General features: G+C 74.9%; 12 protein-coding genes. 8 read left to right on the top strand and 4 right to left on the bottom strand.

Annotation, left to right across the window (positions count from 1 at the left end; translation table 11 throughout):
• The 3 genes from CP967_RS18780 (at position 1) to CP967_RS18790 (ending at position 4,531) form a co-directional block, all read left to right on the top strand.
• Positions 1–744, top strand: coding sequence for a thioesterase II family protein (locus CP967_RS18780; RefSeq protein WP_150489079.1), 744 nt, complete (start codon positions 1–3; stop codon positions 742–744).
• Positions 735–1,559 (top strand): SDR family oxidoreductase, encoded by an 825-nt coding sequence (locus tag CP967_RS18785; RefSeq protein ID WP_150489080.1) that lies wholly within the window; start codon positions 735–737, stop codon positions 1,557–1,559. Before CP967_RS18780 ends, CP967_RS18785 begins: the two co-directional genes overlap by 10 nt.
• A gap of 188 nt (positions 1,560–1,747) precedes the next feature.
• Positions 1,748–4,531 (top strand): non-ribosomal peptide synthetase, encoded by a 2,784-nt coding sequence (locus CP967_RS18790; protein WP_150489081.1) that lies wholly within the window; start codon positions 1,748–1,750, stop codon positions 4,529–4,531.
• Positions 4,532–4,638: 107 nt separating this feature from the next.
• Here CP967_RS18790 and CP967_RS18800 read toward each other — a convergent pair whose 3' ends face one another.
• The gene (locus tag CP967_RS18800) at positions 4,639–5,688 is read right to left on the bottom strand and encodes a DUF2804 domain-containing protein (protein ID WP_150489082.1); all 1,050 of its coding nucleotides are present in this window, start codon (positions 5,686–5,688) and stop codon (positions 4,639–4,641) included.
• A gap of 203 nt (positions 5,689–5,891) precedes the next feature.
• Between CP967_RS18800 and CP967_RS18805 the strand changes: the two genes are divergently transcribed.
• Both CP967_RS18805 and CP967_RS18810 read left to right on the top strand, forming a co-directional pair.
• Positions 5,892–7,256 carry an alpha-lytic protease prodomain-containing protein gene (locus tag CP967_RS18805; RefSeq protein ID WP_150489083.1) on the top strand — a complete coding sequence of 455 codons (1,365 nt, stop codon included), beginning with the start codon at positions 5,892–5,894 and terminating at the stop codon, positions 7,254–7,256.
• 61 nt (positions 7,257–7,317) lie between these two features.
• On the top strand, positions 7,318–8,190 hold the full coding sequence (locus CP967_RS18810; protein WP_150489084.1) for a dioxygenase family protein: 873 nt from the start codon (positions 7,318–7,320) through the stop codon (positions 8,188–8,190).
• 114 nt (positions 8,191–8,304) lie between these two features.
• On the opposite strand, the gene CP967_RS18815 is transcribed toward CP967_RS18810, so the two are convergent.
• A complete protein-coding gene (locus CP967_RS18815; protein ID WP_150489085.1) occupies positions 8,305–10,011 on the bottom strand; it encodes a bifunctional 3'-5' exonuclease/DNA polymerase in 1,707 nt (568 codons plus the stop codon).
• An 80-nt stretch (positions 10,012–10,091) separates the two neighbouring features.
• Between CP967_RS18815 and CP967_RS18820 the strand changes: the two genes are divergently transcribed.
• Both CP967_RS18820 and CP967_RS18825 read left to right on the top strand, forming a co-directional pair.
• Entirely contained in the window at positions 10,092–11,273 is a 1,182-nt protein-coding gene (locus CP967_RS18820; protein ID WP_150489086.1) for a DUF2786 domain-containing protein, read from the top strand.
• A gap of 199 nt (positions 11,274–11,472) precedes the next feature.
• Positions 11,473–13,563, top strand: a complete 2,091-nt coding sequence (locus CP967_RS18825) for an FUSC family protein (RefSeq protein ID WP_150489087.1) — start codon at positions 11,473–11,475, stop codon at positions 13,561–13,563.
• Positions 13,564–13,596: 33 nt separating this feature from the next.
• Here CP967_RS18825 and CP967_RS18830 read toward each other — a convergent pair whose 3' ends face one another.
• A complete protein-coding gene (locus CP967_RS18830; RefSeq protein WP_150489088.1) occupies positions 13,597–14,130 on the bottom strand; it encodes a hypothetical protein in 534 nt (177 codons plus the stop codon).
• Between the two features lie 268 nt (positions 14,131–14,398).
• On the opposite strand from CP967_RS18830, the gene CP967_RS18835 reads away from it, so the two are divergent.
• A complete protein-coding gene (locus tag CP967_RS18835; protein WP_150489089.1) occupies positions 14,399–14,641 on the top strand; it encodes a DUF397 domain-containing protein in 243 nt (80 codons plus the stop codon).
• A 223-nt stretch (positions 14,642–14,864) separates the two neighbouring features.
• On the opposite strand, the gene CP967_RS18840 is transcribed toward CP967_RS18835, so the two are convergent.
• A complete protein-coding gene (locus CP967_RS18840) occupies positions 14,865–15,431 on the bottom strand; it encodes an ATP-binding protein (protein ID WP_150491932.1) in 567 nt (188 codons plus the stop codon).
• Positions 15,432–15,517: the final 86 nt, after the last annotated feature.

The raw sequence follows: 15,517 nt of genomic DNA on the forward strand, positions 1-15,517 counted from the left end.
ATGAGCACCGGCACCACCCTGGTCTGCCTGCCCTTCGCGGGGGCCGGGGCCTCCTTCTACCGCCCCTGGCAGCGGTTCGCCGGCGAAGGGCTGACCATCCTCCCGCTCCAGCTCCCGGGCCGGGAACGGCGGCTCGACGAGGACCCGTACACGGACGTCCCCACCGCGGTCGAAGGGCTGCTGGCCGAGCTCCGCGAGACGCTCGGCACCCCGGACGGGCCGCACCGGGTCGCCCTGTTCGGGCACAGCCTGGGAGCCGTACTCGCCTACGAGCTGGCGCACCGGCTGGTCGCCGACCCGGACTTCGAGCTGGTCCGGCTGTTCGTCAGCGGTTCCCCGCAGCCGGCCGAACAGCGTGAGCGCCGCGCCACCGGTCTGCCGGACGACGCGTTCCTCGCGCGGGTCAACGAGTTCGCCGGCTACACCCACGAGGCGCTGGAGGACCCCGAGATGCGCGAGCTGATCCTCCCGGCCCTGCGGGCGGACGTCGAGATGCACGAGAACTACGTGCCGGGGACGGACCTGCCGCTGCCCGTGCCCCTCACCTCCCTGCGGGGCGCCGACGACACCCTGGTCACCCGGGACCAGGCCGCCGCCTGGGCGAAGGTCGCCGGAGCGGACTTCACCTCCGCCGAACCGGCGGGCGGCCACATGTACCTCACCGGTTCGCCCCGGGAACTGCTCTCGCTCGTCACCGCCGGTCTCGCCGCGGCCGGCCGTGAGGCGGGTGAGCCGTGCGCCTGAGGGGGAAGACCGTCCTCGTCACCGGAGCCGCCCGCGGACTGGGCCGGGCCACCGCGGCGGCCTGCGCGGCCGAGGGGGCCGACCTGCTGCTGCTGGACCTCTGCGGAGACCTGCCCGGCGTGCCCTACCCGCTCGGTACCCGGGCCCAGCTGGAGCACACCGCGAAGCTCTGCCGCGCGGAGGGCGGGACGGTGCTCACCGCCCGGTGCGACGTACGGGAACTGAGCTCGGTCGAGGCGGCGGTGGAACTGGCCGAGGACCGCTTCGGCCGGATCGACGGCGTCGTCAACAACGCGGGCATCGCGTCCCCTTCGGGGAAACCGGTGCACGGGATCGACGAGGACGAGTGGTCGTTGATGATCGACGTGGACCTGTCCGGTGCCTGGCGGGTGATCCGCACGGTGGGCAGGGCCATGAGCGCGCGCCGCTCGGGGAGCATCGTCAACATCGCCTCCACCGCCGGCCTGGTCGGCTACCGGCACTTCGCCGGGTACGTGGCCGCCAAGCACGGTCTGATCGGCCTGACGAAGGCCGCGGCCCTGGACTACGCCCCCGCGAAGGTCCGGGTGAACGCGGTCTGCCCGGGGTCCGTCCGTGACGATCCGGCGGTCGAGGGGCGGATGCTCGCGGAGATCGCCCGGGCACTGGAGGTGCCGGTGAGCGAACACGAGCAGACGTTCGTCACGGCACAGCCGATGAACGCGCTGATCGAGCCCGGGGACGTCGCCGACACGGTGGTCCATCTGCTGTCGGACGGTTCCCGGCAGGTGACCGGGTCGGTGCTGACCGTCGACGGCGGCTTCACCGCCCGCTGACCGAGCCGCTTGCTGACCGCGCCGCCCGCCGACCGCGCCGCCCGCCGACCGCGCTGTCTGCCGGCCGGGCCGCTCACCCGGCCGGGCCGCCCGCCCGCCCGGACCGCCCACCACCCGGGCCGCCGCCCGCCGGGGACGGCGGCCCGGCCACCCACCGAACCACCGCTGAACTGACTGGGAGGACACCCGTGTCGGGTGCTAAGTGCCATGCCGTCCGCGTCCGGCTGACCGGCCCCTCGGCGTCCCCGCGCACGCTCGGCGCCCGGCTCGCCGGCACCGGTGACCGGCGGCTGTGGGTGGACGACGTGCCGGCCGGACCGGCGGACCCGCTCGCCGTCCGCCGCCGCGAGGCCGAGATGAACAGGCCGACGGCGGACGTGCGGTGCGTCCTGCTGCGGTACGAGGGCGGTGAGGCGGACCTGGTGGTCGTCGCGGACCGGGCCAGGCTGGACCGGCGGGGGCTGCGGCACCTGCTCGCCACACTGACCGGCACCGGGGAGCCCGGTGGGAACCCCGCTCCTCCTCCCGCCCTTGGAGCGGACCCCTCGCCCGGAGCAGACACCGCCCCCGGAGTGGACCCCGCCCCCGGAACGGACACCGCCCCCCGAGCGGCCCCCGCGCCCGCCCCGGCCGCCGCACCGGACTGGGGCGGCGGCGAGCCCGGTGCCCCGGGGCACGGCACGCACCACCTCGACCTGCCGGACGCCGGTGCCGGTGACACCTCCCGCCTGCTGGCCGCGCTCGCCCTCACCCTGCACCGCTACGGCGGACACGGCGCGAGCGGTCCCGTGGCCGTCGCGACGGACCGCGCGGGGGTGCTGGAGATCGATGTGGAACGGGCCGCCACCCTGGGGGAGCTGTGCGCGGCGGAACCCGCCCCGGCGGACCGCCCCGTCACGGCCGGGCTGATCGAGGGACCGGACCAGGACACCGGACCGCTCGGTGACGGCTTCCTCCCCTTCCTCGCCCCCCGCTTCCCGCTGACCTACGGGCTCGCCCCGCTGCCGGACGGCGGCGTACGGCTGTGGTGCGGTTATCTGCGCGGCCATTTCTCGGCCCCGGCCGTCGACCGGTTCACCCGGCACCTGGCCCGGGTGTACACGTCCACGACCAGCGCCCCGAAGACCCCGGTCGCCGAGGTGGAGCTGCTGGACGGAGCGGAGCGGGACGCGGTCGCGCGGCTGGGCCGGACAGAGGCCCCGGCCCCCGCACCGGACGACGGCCCCGGCCCGGCGGCGACCCTGCCCGAGGCGTTCGGCCGGGTCGTCTCCGCGACGCCCGACGCCCTCGCGGTGTGCGAGGGCGGGGTACGCCTCACCTACCGCGAGCTGGACGAGCGGTCCACGCTGCTCGCGGCGGGGCTGCGGGCGCGCGGCGTCCGGCACGGCGACCGGGTGGGCGTCTGCCTGGAGCGCACCGCGGACCTGGTCGTCACCATGCTCGGGGTGCTCAAGGCGGGTGCCGCGTACGTGCCTTCGGACCCGGCCTATCCCGCGGACCGCCTGGCCCACCTGGTCGAGGACGCCGGGCCGGGCCTGGTGGTCACCCGGCTGCCCGGCTTCCCGCACGGCGGGAGCACCGGTGTGGCGACGCCCGACGAACTGGTGGCACCCACGGGGCGGCCCTCCGGGCCGCCGGCGCGTACCGCTCCGGACGACCCGGCGTACGTCATCTACACCTCGGGTTCCACCGGACGCCCCAAAGGCGTGGTCGTGCCCCACCGCAACGTGCTCGCCCTCGTCGAGGCCACCCGCGACGAGTACCGGCTCGGCGGCCACGACGTGTGGACGCTGTTCCACTCCGGGGCCTTCGACTTCTCGGTGTGGGAGATCTGGGGCTGCCTGCTGACGGGCGGGCGGCTCGTGGTCGTGCCGTACGAGGTCTCCCGTGATCCGGAGGAGTTCTGCGGTCTCCTCGCCGCCGAAGGGGTCACGGTCCTCAGCCAGACCCCCTCGGCCTTCTCGCAGCTGCTGCGGACCGGGCACGGACCGCTCGCCGTACGCCTCGTCGTGTTCGGCGGTGAGCCGCTGGACAGCCGGATGCTGCTGCCGTGGTTCGACCTGCACCCCGAGGAGATCTGCCGGGTGGTGAACATGTTCGGCATCACCGAGACGACCGTGCACGTCACCGCCCAGACCCTGACCCGTGAACTCGCCCTCCGGGGCACGCGGTCGGTGGGCCGCGCCCTGCCCGGCTGGCACCTCTACGTGACCGACGAGCGCGGCCGGCCGGTACCGCCCGGGGTGACCGGCGAGATCCGCGTGGGCGGCGCCGGAGTGGCCGCCGGCTACCTCGGCCGCCCCGAACTGACCGCCGAGCGGTTCCTGGCCGACCCGCTCACCGGCGGACGGCTGTACCGCAGCGGCGATCTCGGCCGGCTCCTGCCCGACGGGCGGCTGGAACACCTGGGCCGGATCGACAGCCAGGTGAAGATCCGAGGCTTCCGTATCGAACTGGACGAGATCCGCTCCGTACTCCTGGAGGACCCCGAGGTCCGGGCGGCGGCCGTGGTGGTGCGCCGCGACGATCCCGCCGACCCCGCCACGGCCCGGCTGGACTCCTACGTCGTACCGTCCGAGGGCGTCGCCGTCGCCGGTACCCAGGACATCCGCAAGCGTGCCGCGGGCATCCTGCCCGAGCACATGGTCCCCGCCACGGTCACGGCCCTGCCCGCGCTGCCCCTGACGACGAACGGGAAGCTCGACGTCTCCCGGCTCCCGGCCCCGGTCCGGTCCCCGGCGCCCCGGCCGGCCGGGGCCACCGGGGACGGGGGGCCCGCCGAGGTGCTCCTGGAGATCTGGACGGACGTCCTGGGCACCCCGGTCGGGCCGGACGACGACTTCTTCGAACTCGGCGGCAACTCCCTCTTCGCCGTACGGATCAACGCGGCCCTCCGCAGCCGCGGCCTCCCGCCGCTGCGCCTGCGCGACCTCTACCGCACCCCGACGGTCCGCGCCCTGGCCGCGGGCTGACCGCCGGGGCTCCGGCCCCACCGCACCGAAAACCACCACCGGGGGGCCCGGGGACCCGAATCCGGCCCACGGCCCCCCGGCCGCGTCCGGCCGGCCCGGCCCGTCCGTCACCAGCGCATGTGGACGTCCTCGGCCCAGCCCAGCAGCCGGTCCACGGCGATCTCGGTGCCGTCGTCGGTGCGGATCCGCCCGTCGTAGTGCCCGAAGCACTGGTCGGTGCGGTTGGCGATCAGGCCGGCGTCCGTGCGCGTGGAGCGGTTGTGGAACGGCGTGAACGTCAGGTCCACCTGGCCGGAGGAGGGCGTACGGATGCTCCAGGGGGCCAGCGGGTCGGAAGCGGACCAGCGCCAGTCCAGCTCTTCGCCGATCTTGCTGAGCCGTCCGTCCACGCAGAGGCCGTTCTCGGTGGAGCCCGTCCCCGCGGTCCAGCGCCCGCCGAACTGGAGGCCCACCGTGTGCCCGTCCGTACGGCCCGAGGCGGCGCCCCAGTTCCAGTCGACGGTGCGGGGCCAGCGCCCGCGGCCGTGGTCCAGGACCGCCCAGCTGTCGTCCCCGCCGAAGGCGAGGACCTCGTCACCGATCCTGACCCGCCCGGCGGCCGGGAGCGCGGTGTGCTTCGACGTGTACTGGAAGCGCCGGCCGCTCCACGGCACCACGACGGAGAGCGACTCGTGGCCCGCGGGCCGGGAGACCAGGAGGTCGGCCTCCAGCGGGAGCCGGGAAGGCGTCAGGCAGCGGGCCCGCAGCCGGGTGCCGGCGTTCTCGTCGCGGATCTCGACGCGTACCTTGCCGCTCGACGGCCGGGCGGGGCCGGCCACCACGTCCTCGGACCCCGGAGCGCCGGCGACGGTGTCGGGGAGGTGGACGCCCCGGGCGCCCGGAACGATCGAGGTGCACTCGAACTCCCGCCCGCCGGGCCCGTACTCGAGGAAGTAGACGGTGCTGAGGGCCAGGAAGTCGAGGTCGCTGACGGTCACCGCCACCAGGTGGGTGGGGGTCGTCACGCACCAGTACTCCCACCGCTTGGTCCGGCCCCAGCCGCGGAGATTGGCACGGTGCAGCGGTGTGCGCGACCAGCCGACCGCCGCCGGGTTCAGGCTGCCGTCGGCGAGGCAGAGGTCGACGGGCTCGGTGATCTCGTGCTCGTGCGTGGCCATGGGCGCGAGCCTATAGCCGGCACCTGCGCGGCGGCGGACTCCGTCCCGGTCGCCGTCCCGCTCCCGCCCCCATAACGCGGCGGTAGGGGGTGAGCGGGATCTCCTTTGGTACAGACCACTCGGCTACGTTTTCGGCATTCCCCACCTCCTTCCGAGCCCCCCGCCCCCGGGGGCCCGACCCCCTTGAGAACAAGGAGATTCACGTGGAGAGAACCACGCTCCGCAAGCGCGCGCTCGCCACCGCCACCGCCGCGGTCGCGGTGGGCGCGCTCGGTCTCGCCGGCCTGACCGGTGTGGCCTCGGCCGATCCCCAGGGAACCGCCTCCCCGGCCGCCGCCGACCAGCTCTCGCCGGGCCTGGTCGAGGCCATGCAGCGGGACCTCGGCCTGGACGCCGGTGAGGCGAAGGCCCGGATAGGCAACGAGTACCGTGCCGCCGTCGTCGCGGCCGGGCTGGAGAAGTCCCTCGGCGCCGACTTCGCCGGTGCCCGGGTGAGCGGCGCGGACGCCGTCCTCACCGTCGCCACGACCGACAGCGCCGACGTCGCCCGCATCACCGGGGCCGGAGCCCGGGCCGAGGTCGTCGGCCACAGCCTGGACCGCCTGGAAGCGGCCAAGGCGGCACTGGACGCGGTGGCCCTGAAGAAGGCCCCCCAGGGCGTCCCCTCCTGGTACGTGGACGTGAGCACCAACCGCCTCGTCGTCAACGCCGCGAAGACCGCGGCGGCGGACAGGCTCATCGAGGCCGCGGGCGTCTCCCGGGAGCTGGTCCAGGTCAACCGCTCGGCCGAGCAGCCCCGCACCTACGCGGACCTCCGCGGCGGCGACGCGTACTACATGAACGGCTCGGGCCGCTGTTCCATCGGCTTCCCCGTGAAGCGCGGCACCCAGAACGGCTTCGTCAGCGCCGGTCACTGCGGCACCCCGGGCGTCACCACCAACGGCGTCAACCAGCAGGCGCAGGGCTCCTTCCAGGGCTCCACCTTCCCCGGCCGCGACTACGCCTGGATCGCCGTCAACGCCAACTGGACGCCCCGCGCCCTGGTCAACGGCTACGGCAACGGCGATGTGACGGTCGCCGGATCCACCCAGGCCGTGGTGGGCTCGTCGGTCTGCCGCTCCGGGTCCACCACCGGCTGGCACTGCGGCACGATCCAGCAGCACAACACCAGCGTGACGTACCAGGAGGGCACCGTCTCCGGCGTCACCCGCACCAACGTCTGCGCCGAACCGGGCGACTCCGGGGGCTCGTTCATCTCCGGCAGCCAGGCGCAGGGCGTCACGTCCGGCGGCTCCGGCAACTGCTCCTCGGGCGGTACGACGTACTACCAGCCCATCAACCCGGCGCTCTCCGCCTACGGTCTGACCCTGGTCACCAGCGGTACGCCGACCGACCCGCCCACCGACCCGCCGACCGGTGAGCCGGGCGGCACCTGGGCCGCGGGCACCACGTACGCCGCCGGCGCCACGGTGACCTACGGCGGCGCGACCTACCGCTGCCTCCAGGGCCACCTGGCCCAGCCCGGCTGGACGCCGCCCAACGTCCCGGCGCTGTGGCAGCAGATCTGAACTCCACTCCTGTTCCGAGGAATCCGAGCAGTCCGAGTCCCGAGTACCCGAGGAATCAGACATGACCGAGACATCAGCCGTGCCCCCGGAGCCGTCCGAGGCCGCGTTACGGAACGGTTCGAGGGGCGGCCGCCCGATCAGCCGTAAGAGCCTGCTGCGCGCGGCGGTGGCGGCGGGCGCCGTGCCCCTGGTCGCCGGAGGAGGGGTGGCACTGGCCCGGGACACCGGAGCCGGCAACGCCCCCCTCGCGCTCACGCCGGCCTGTGACGACGGGGACGACCCGACCCCGCCGCAGATGGAGGGCCCCTACTTCAAGCCCAACTCCCCGCTCCGCACCAGCCTGGTGACGTCCTCCACCCCCGGAGTGCCGCTCACCGTGAGCGGTTACGTGTTCGGCCGGGCCTGCCGGCCCGTGCCGGGAGTGCTCCTCGACTTCTGGCAGGCGGACACCAACGGCGCCTACGACATGGCCGGGTTCGCCTTCCGGGGGCACCAGTTCACCGGCGCCGACGGGTCGTTCAAGCTCACCACCATCGTGCCGGGCCTCTACCCCGGCCGCACCCGCCACATCCACGTGAAGGCGCAGGCGCCCGGCCGGCCCGTGCTGACCACCCAGCTGTACTTCCCGGGTGAACCGCGCAACGCCACGGACGCCCTGTACGACCCGGCACTGCTGATGAACGTCCGGTCCGCCGGACAGGGCCGGGAGGGCAGCTTCGACTTCGTCCTCGACGTGGCCCAGCAGCCCGGCCCCACCGACCCGCCGACCGACCCGCCCACAACCCCGCCGAGCGGGACCTGGGCGGCCGGGACCACCTACCGCGCGGGCGACCGGGTGACCTACAACGGCGGTTCCTACCGCTGCCTTCAGGGTCACACGGCCGTCCCGGGGTGGGAGCCGCCGCTGGTCCCCGCGTTGTGGGAACGCGGGTAGAGAAGCGGCACCGGCCCGGACCGGGATCCTGCGTCCCGGTCCGGGCCCCTTCCGTCCCCCCGCCCGCGGCCGTACGGGCGGGGGCGCACCGCGTACGGGCCCGGCCGCCGGGCCTCACTTGGCGTCGGAGTAGCGCTCGACGACCGCCGTGGTGAACGGGAAACGCACCGGTGTGTCACCGAACGCGGTCCGGCCCGCCAGCTCCCCGGCCGCCCGGATCGCCTCCACCACCGCGGCGGCCTCCCCGGCCGGACAGTGCACGATCACCTCGTCGTGCTGGAAGAACACCAGTTCGGCCCGCATCCGCCCGGCGGCCAGGGCCTGCCTCAGCGCCGCGAGCAGCAGCAGAGCCCAGTCGGCGGCACTGCCCTGCACGACGAAGTTACGCGTGAACCGGCCCCGGGCACGGGCGTCGGACGAGGCGTAGCCGGGGACGTACCCGTACCCGCCGGCTCCCTCCCCGGGCGCGTCCGGGGCGGACTCCTGCGGGATGCCCGCCTCCTCCTGCTCGCCGGCCCCCGCCGCGGGCGGGCTCGTGCGGCCGAGCCAGGTGCGTACGAGACGGCCCTCCTCGCCCGCCTTCGCGGCGTCGTCGACATAGGCGACGGCGCGCGGGAAGCGGCGGCGCAGCGCCGCCAGGTTCTTCAGGCCGTCACCGGAGGTCTGCCCGTAGACGGCGCCGAGCAGGGCCAGCTTGGCGTGGTCCCGGTCGCCGTGGAACGCCCGGTCGGACAGCGCCGTGTAGAGGTCGCCCTCGTGCCCGGCCACCTCCATCAGCCCCGGGTCCCGGGAGATCGCGGCCAGCACCCTGGGCTCCATCTGGTCGGCGTCCGCGACGACCAGCCGCCAGCCCTCGTCGGCGACGACCGCCCGGCGTATCACCTTGGGGATCTGGAGCGCCCCGCCGCCGTTGGTCGTCCAGCGTCCGCTGACCGCGCCGCCCGGCTGGTACTCCGGACGGAAGCGGCCCCCGCGCACCCAGTCCGACAGCCAGCCCCAGCCGTGCGCCGTCCAGAGGCGGTACAGCTTCTTGTAGCGGATCAGCGGCTCGACCGCCGGATGGCCGAGCCGCTCCAGTTCCCAGCGGCGGGTCGACCGCACCCTGATCCCGGCCTGCGCGAACGCCTTCACCACATCGGCGGGCAGCTCGGGGCGCACCCGTCTGCCGAACGCCGCGGACACCTCCTTCGCCGCCTCGGCCAGCTTCCGGGGCTCCCCGCCGCCCGCGTACCGTTCGCCCAGCACCTCGTCCAGGACCTCCCGGTGCACATCGGCCCGCCAGGGCAGACCGGCCCGGTTCATCTCGGCGGCGACCAGCGCCCCCGCCGACTCCGCCGCCGTGAGCAGCCGCATCCTGTCCGGATGCTCCGTCCGGCCGTGGCGGCGCAGTTGCCCGGCGTACACCTCCAGCAGTGCCTCGAAGGGCAGGTCCTGGCCAGACTGCGGCTCGAACAGGGCGGACTGGGCGCCCGGTTCGGCCGAGCGGGGTGGCGGGTCGGGGGGCACCGGGGCGTCGCGCAGCCTCGCCCAGGCCGCCGCGGCCGAGCGGGGCTCGCCGAACCGTCCCTCGTGGCCGAGCAGCAGCAGTTCGGCGCACTCGATGTCGTAGCACCGCTCGACGCGCACGCCCGCCGCGAGCAGCACGGGGTAGACCGCGGCGGTGGAGCGCCAGACCCAGCGGAGCACACCGGGCCGGGACCGGACCGCCTCCACGAGATCGGGCTCGGTCAGCACGGGCCCGGCGGGCAGGCCGTCCGGGCCCAGCGGCACGAGCTGCGCGCCGCCCCCTTCCCTGGCGTCCAGGGCCCAGCGTCCGGTCATGGTGCGAGTCTGGCACCCGCCACCGACAACGGGCCGGTCCGCGGTCCGCCGGTGGTGTGCCCGCCGCCTACCCTGGCCTGATGGAACCGGTGATCGACCAGGCGTGCGCGGCGGCCCTCTACTCGGCGGACGACGCCGGGCTGGACACCGGGGCCTCCCTGCTCGCCGCCGATCCCGCCTCCGACGGGGCGGCGCACCGCAGGGGCGAGGAGTTCCTTCGGCGGGCCTGGGAGCGCGGCTGGCAGCCCGCGGACGTCGTACGGGTCGTCAGGCGCGAGCTGGGCGAGGACCGGGCCGCCCTGGCCGCCGCTCTGATCACCGCCGAGACCGCGCGGTATCCCGCTCTGCCGCCCCGCTGGGCGGACCAGCTCGCCGGGCTGCCGGCCCCCGCCCCGCGCGGCCTGCCCGACCGCTTCGGTTACGCCTGGGCGCTGCTGGAGCTGTACCGCCTGCTGCTGGGACTCCCGGTGATCGAGCCGGTCGGCCCGCCGCCCGGCCGCGGCCCGCGGGAGACCGGCTTCCCGCACCGGCCGCCCGCCGCGGAAGAACCCCGCATGCTCACGCGGATCCGGGCCCTGCTCGCCAAGGCGGAGGCGACCGGTTTCCCCGAGGAGGCCGAGGCCCTCACTACCAAGGCCCAGGAGCTGATGGCCCGGCACAGCATCGACGAGGCGCTGCTGGCCGCCCGGGGGCAGGGCACCGGCGGCCCGGGCGCGTGCCGGATCGGGGTGGACGCGCCGTACGAGAGCGCGAAGGCGATCCTGCTCGACGCGGTCGCCTCGGCCAACCGCTGCCGGGCCGTCTGGAACAGCGAGCTGGGCTTCACCACGGTCGTCGGCTTCGAACCGGACCTGGAGGCCGTGGAGCTGCTGTTCACCTCCCTGCTGGTCCAGGGCACGGCCGCCATGACGAAGGCGGAGGCCGGGCAGCGGGCCGGCGGGAGGAAGCGGACCAAGACCTTCCGGCAGTCGTTCCTGATGGCGTACGCCCAGCGCCTCGGCAGCCGCCTCGCGGCGGACACCGCCAGGGTCACGGCCGCCGCCGGCGCCGAGGAGGCGTCCGGCGGAGCCGGCCGGCCGGGCGGGCTGCTGCCGGTGCTGGCCGCCCGGGACGTCGCCGTCACCGAGGCGGCGGAGCGGATGTTCCCCCGGACCACCACCACCCGGGTACGCGGAGCCACGGACGCCGAGGGCTGGACGCACGGCACCGCCGCGGCCGACCGGGCGAGGATGGGCGGCAGGACGGGGGAGATCGGGGGCTGACCCGGCACCCGGTCCGCGCGACGGGCGGACGGACGGGGCGGACGGGCGGACGGGGCGGACGGGGCGGACGGGGAGACGGGGAGACGGGGAGGAAGGACGGACGGGCAGCCGGATCCGGGTCCGTGTCCGCCCCGGCTCACAGGAGCCCCATAAAGCCCTTTGAAGCCGTTTCTGGGGCATTTGGGGTTAGGCTCGGCTCATGAGCTGGCTCCGGGCGCTGAAGGAGACCGCCCGCTCCGGTTTCAGGATCGAGCGACGACGTCTCGAACCCCTCGTCGCGGTGCGCGGTGCCGCGGGCCTGGCGCTCGTCGTCGGCTTCAGCCTCCTCTTCTTCGGTCCCGCGATCGCGGCCAGCTCCGCCTTCGGCGCCTACCAGGCGGCCGTCGCCACCTTCCAGCGCAGCTGGCGCCCCCGCCCCGTGCTAGCGCTGGTCTCCGGCGCGAGTCTGGCCGTCTCGACCTTCGTCGGCTACGTCACCGTCACCCACACCGTCCTGTTCGTCCTCGTGCTCGTCGTCTGGACGTTCGCCGCCGGGATGAGCTGGGCGGCCGGGTCGACAGGCGGCATCATCGCGGGCTCCAACGTCGCGATCATGCTGGTCACCGTCACCCTCCCGACCTCCGTCGCGAACGCCGCCGGACACGCCGCGATGATGGCGGTCGGCGGCCTGGTCCAGGCGTCGCTGATCGTGCTCTTCCCGGTCCGCAGATGGGGCGCCCAGCGCGACGCGCTGGCCGACGCACTGGCGGCGGAGGCCGCCTACGCCCGCCGGCTGCGCCACGACCCCGTCGCCCACTTCGACCCGGTCCCGCTGATGACCGCCCGCAGCGCGGCGGCCGTCACCCCGGCGCAGGCCCGCAGCCGCCCGGCCGAACTGCACGGCGCCCGCAAGATCGCCGAGCGGCTGCGGCCGGTGCTGGCCTCGCTGGCGGACCCGGCACTGGGCGTCCCGCCGGAGGGGCTGGAGCGGGCCTGGGTGCGGGAGCTCCTCGCCGCCGCCGGCCATGTGCTGGAGGCGGCGGCCCGCGCGATCCGGCACGGCGAGCCCGTCCACGTCGATCCCACGGACCTCGGCGTCCTGCGGACCCCGGACAACGAGGTGATCCTCACCGGCCCGCCCCGCCGGGCGGCCGAGCGGCTCGACGTGCTGCTCGCCGACGTCCTGGAGATCGCCGAGGGCACGGGCACCCGTGTGCCGCCCCGCGACGATCTGGAGACCCACCGCCGCCCCACCCTGCTGCGCCTGGTCCCGGTGGTGCTGGCGGCCATGCGCCGCGAACTGCGCCGGGGCTCACCGGTCCTCCGGCACGCCGTGCGGGTCTCGGTGGTGTCCGCCGCCGGCTATCTCATGGGCACGGCGCTGCCGCTCGGCCACGCCTACTGGGCGCCGATGACCGCCGTGATGGTGATGCGCCCGGAGTTCTCACAGACCTACTCCCGCTCGGTCGCCCGGTTCGCCGGCACCCTCGTCGGGGTCGGAGTGGCCACCGGGCTCGTCCAGGGCCTCGAACCGGACGCGAGGCTCGCCGCCGCCCTCGCGGTGGTCTGCGCCCTGCTGAACTACCTGCTGATGCGCACCGGATACGTGGTCAGCCAGGTCTGCGTGGCCGCCTACGTGGTGTTCCTGCTCGGCATGGCGGGTGACGACTGGTCGCAGACGGTGCCCGAACGCATCCTCCTCACCCTGGTCGGCGGGCTGCTCGCGATGGTCTCGTACGCCCTCTACCCCGCCTGGGAGACACCGCGACTGCGCACCCGGCTCGCCGACTGGCTCAGCACGGACACCGGATACGCGGCCACCGTCCTGGAGTACTACGCGGATCCGGCCGCCGGGGACCTGGACGACGTACGCAAGGCCCTGCTCACCACCCGTCAGGCACGTGTCGCCTGGCAGGAGGCCCTGGAGAACGCCCAGCACGAGCCGGTACGCCACCGGGGCATCTCCAGGGCCGCCGCGGACGAGGCCCAGGACGCGCTGGCCCAGCTCGGCCGGGTCGCGATGCTCCTGGAGGCCCACCTGCCGTCCCGGACCGCCGGCCCGTCGCCCGGCGCGGCGGAGCTGGCGGCGGCCCTGCGCAGGACGGCCGACCAGGGGGCGAAGGCGGTACGCGAACGCCGGGTCCCCGACTGGGAACAGGTCCGCCGGGTCATGGCCCGCTGGGAACTCCCCGAGGACGACCCGGAGTCGAGGCCCGCTCCGGACGCCTTCCTGCGTGACGGGACGCGGATGCTGGTGGAGGCGCTGGAGGAGTTCTCACGGGCGTTCGAAGGCCCCGCCGGGAAGTCCTGAGCCCCCGGGCGGTGCCCGGCGGGACGAGGCCGGTCAGGGGGCGGGGGCCTTCGGCGGCTCCGTCGGTGCCCTGCCGACGTCCTTCCTGGCCAGGGTGTCCTTCTCCCCGCCGTCCCAGGTGATGACGAGCTTCCCGTCGGCACCGGACTCGGCGGCGCCCGCGGTGCGGGTGGTGTCGCCGCCGGTGCACTCCAGCACCAGCCGGACCTCGGCGGCGCCGCTCGCCTCGCCCTGGCAGACATGCCCGCCGGCCACCAGGGCGGCCTTGCCCGAGGAGATGGACAGCACCACCTCGGTGCCGCCGGTGGTACCGGTCCAGGTCCCCTTCAGCGTGCCGGCGGCCCCGTCGGCGCCGCCCCCCGGCACGGGGCTCTCCTCGTCCGGTGCGGGGTCCTCCCCGGAGGGAGGAGCGGACGGAGGGCCGGAGGGGGGTGCCGGCGCGGTGGAGCCGGTCGCCGCCCCCGCGTCGTCGGAGGCGCCGGACCCCCCGCCACCGCCGCAGGCCGCCAGGAAGCACCCGGCCGCGAGAACGGAGGCGGCAAAGGCGGTACGCGCACGTGTGGTCACAGGGTTCCCCCTCGCTGGTTCCCGGCCGTCCCGACCGCGTCAAGCTACCAAAGAGCTCTGCGCGGCCCCGGGGAACGGGAGCCGGATCGCGGCCCCGTACGTCTCTCCTACCGGTGGCGGTCCCGGACCACGGGCCGGCGGGTGCGCACGGGAGCTGTAATCGTCCGGGCACCGCACGTGCACGTGCATCTGCTCATGCGTATGCATATGAACAGAGCTATGATCCCAGGTAGTTGACACTTGCACCTTGCAACTCGGGGAGCGTCCTGTGCACGACGTGTACAACGGCATGGCGGCCACAGAGCTTCGCGGTGTCGTCTGGCAGAAGAGCAGACACAGCAACTCCCAGGGATCATGTGTGGAGTTCGCGAAACTGCCCGGCGGAAACGTGGCGATGCGCAACTCGCGCCATCCCGACGGTCCGGCCCTGGTCTACACACCGGCCGAGATAGAGGCGCTCCTTCTGGGCGCCAAGGACGGGGAGTTCGACCACCTGGCGACGGGCGGCTGACCACCGCCGTATCCGGAAGCGGGTGAAGCGGGCGGGGGCCGGCCGTCTCCGTCCGGAGCCGCGCGGGCGGTCCGGGGCGTCCGCGCGCGCCGGTGTGCGCCCGTATGCCGGACGGCCGCCCGGTACCGCGCTTCGGTGTGCGCCCGTACGGCGACGTGCCGGGGCGGCGGACGCCCCCGGCCGGCCGGGGGCACGGGCCCGTCCGGTAACCGGCCGGCCCTTCTCACACCCTGTCGGACAAGGACCCGGCCGGTGCCGTCGGGCCCGGCCGTCCGAATGTCTCGGCGGTGTTCCCGGGGGTCTGGTCGGCGAGCCGGAACAGCGCCCACACCACCTTGCCGCGCGTCCCCTCGGCCGGCGCCCCGCCGGCCGGTGCGGGGGACGGGTGCCAGCCCCACGAGTCGCTGAAGGCCTCGACCAGGAAGAGCCCCCGGCCCGATTCGGCGGAATCGGCCGCCTCGCCCGCCACCGGGCTCTCCTCGCTGTGGTCGCGCACCGCGCAGATCAGCCGGGAGGTCCAGCGCATCAGGTGCAGCCGTACGCATCCTTCGGAGCGTTCGGGTGCGGGATCGCAGGGAAGGCCGTGCCGCAGCGCGTTGGTGACCAGTTCGGAGACGACCAGCGCCACATCGTCGAACCGGTCGCCCAGGTCCCACGAGGTGAGCGTCGTTCGGGTGAACTTCCGTGCCCCGCGCACCGCTTCGTAGCGGGACGGCAAGGCGCAGGAGGCCGATCCGGCGACCGCTGAGGGGTCGATGGGGGGAAGCCCCTGCCGTAACGGCTCGAGCATCGTCGATCCATTCGTCCCCATGCGAGGCACTCCCGGGATTCGCGGCTGTAGCGGCACTGCTGGTAGCGGCACTACGGAGGTACAGC

The sequence above is a fragment of the Streptomyces nitrosporeus genome, from assembly GCF_008704555.1.
GTDB lineage: Bacteria > Actinomycetota > Actinomycetes > Streptomycetales > Streptomycetaceae > Streptomyces > Streptomyces nitrosporeus.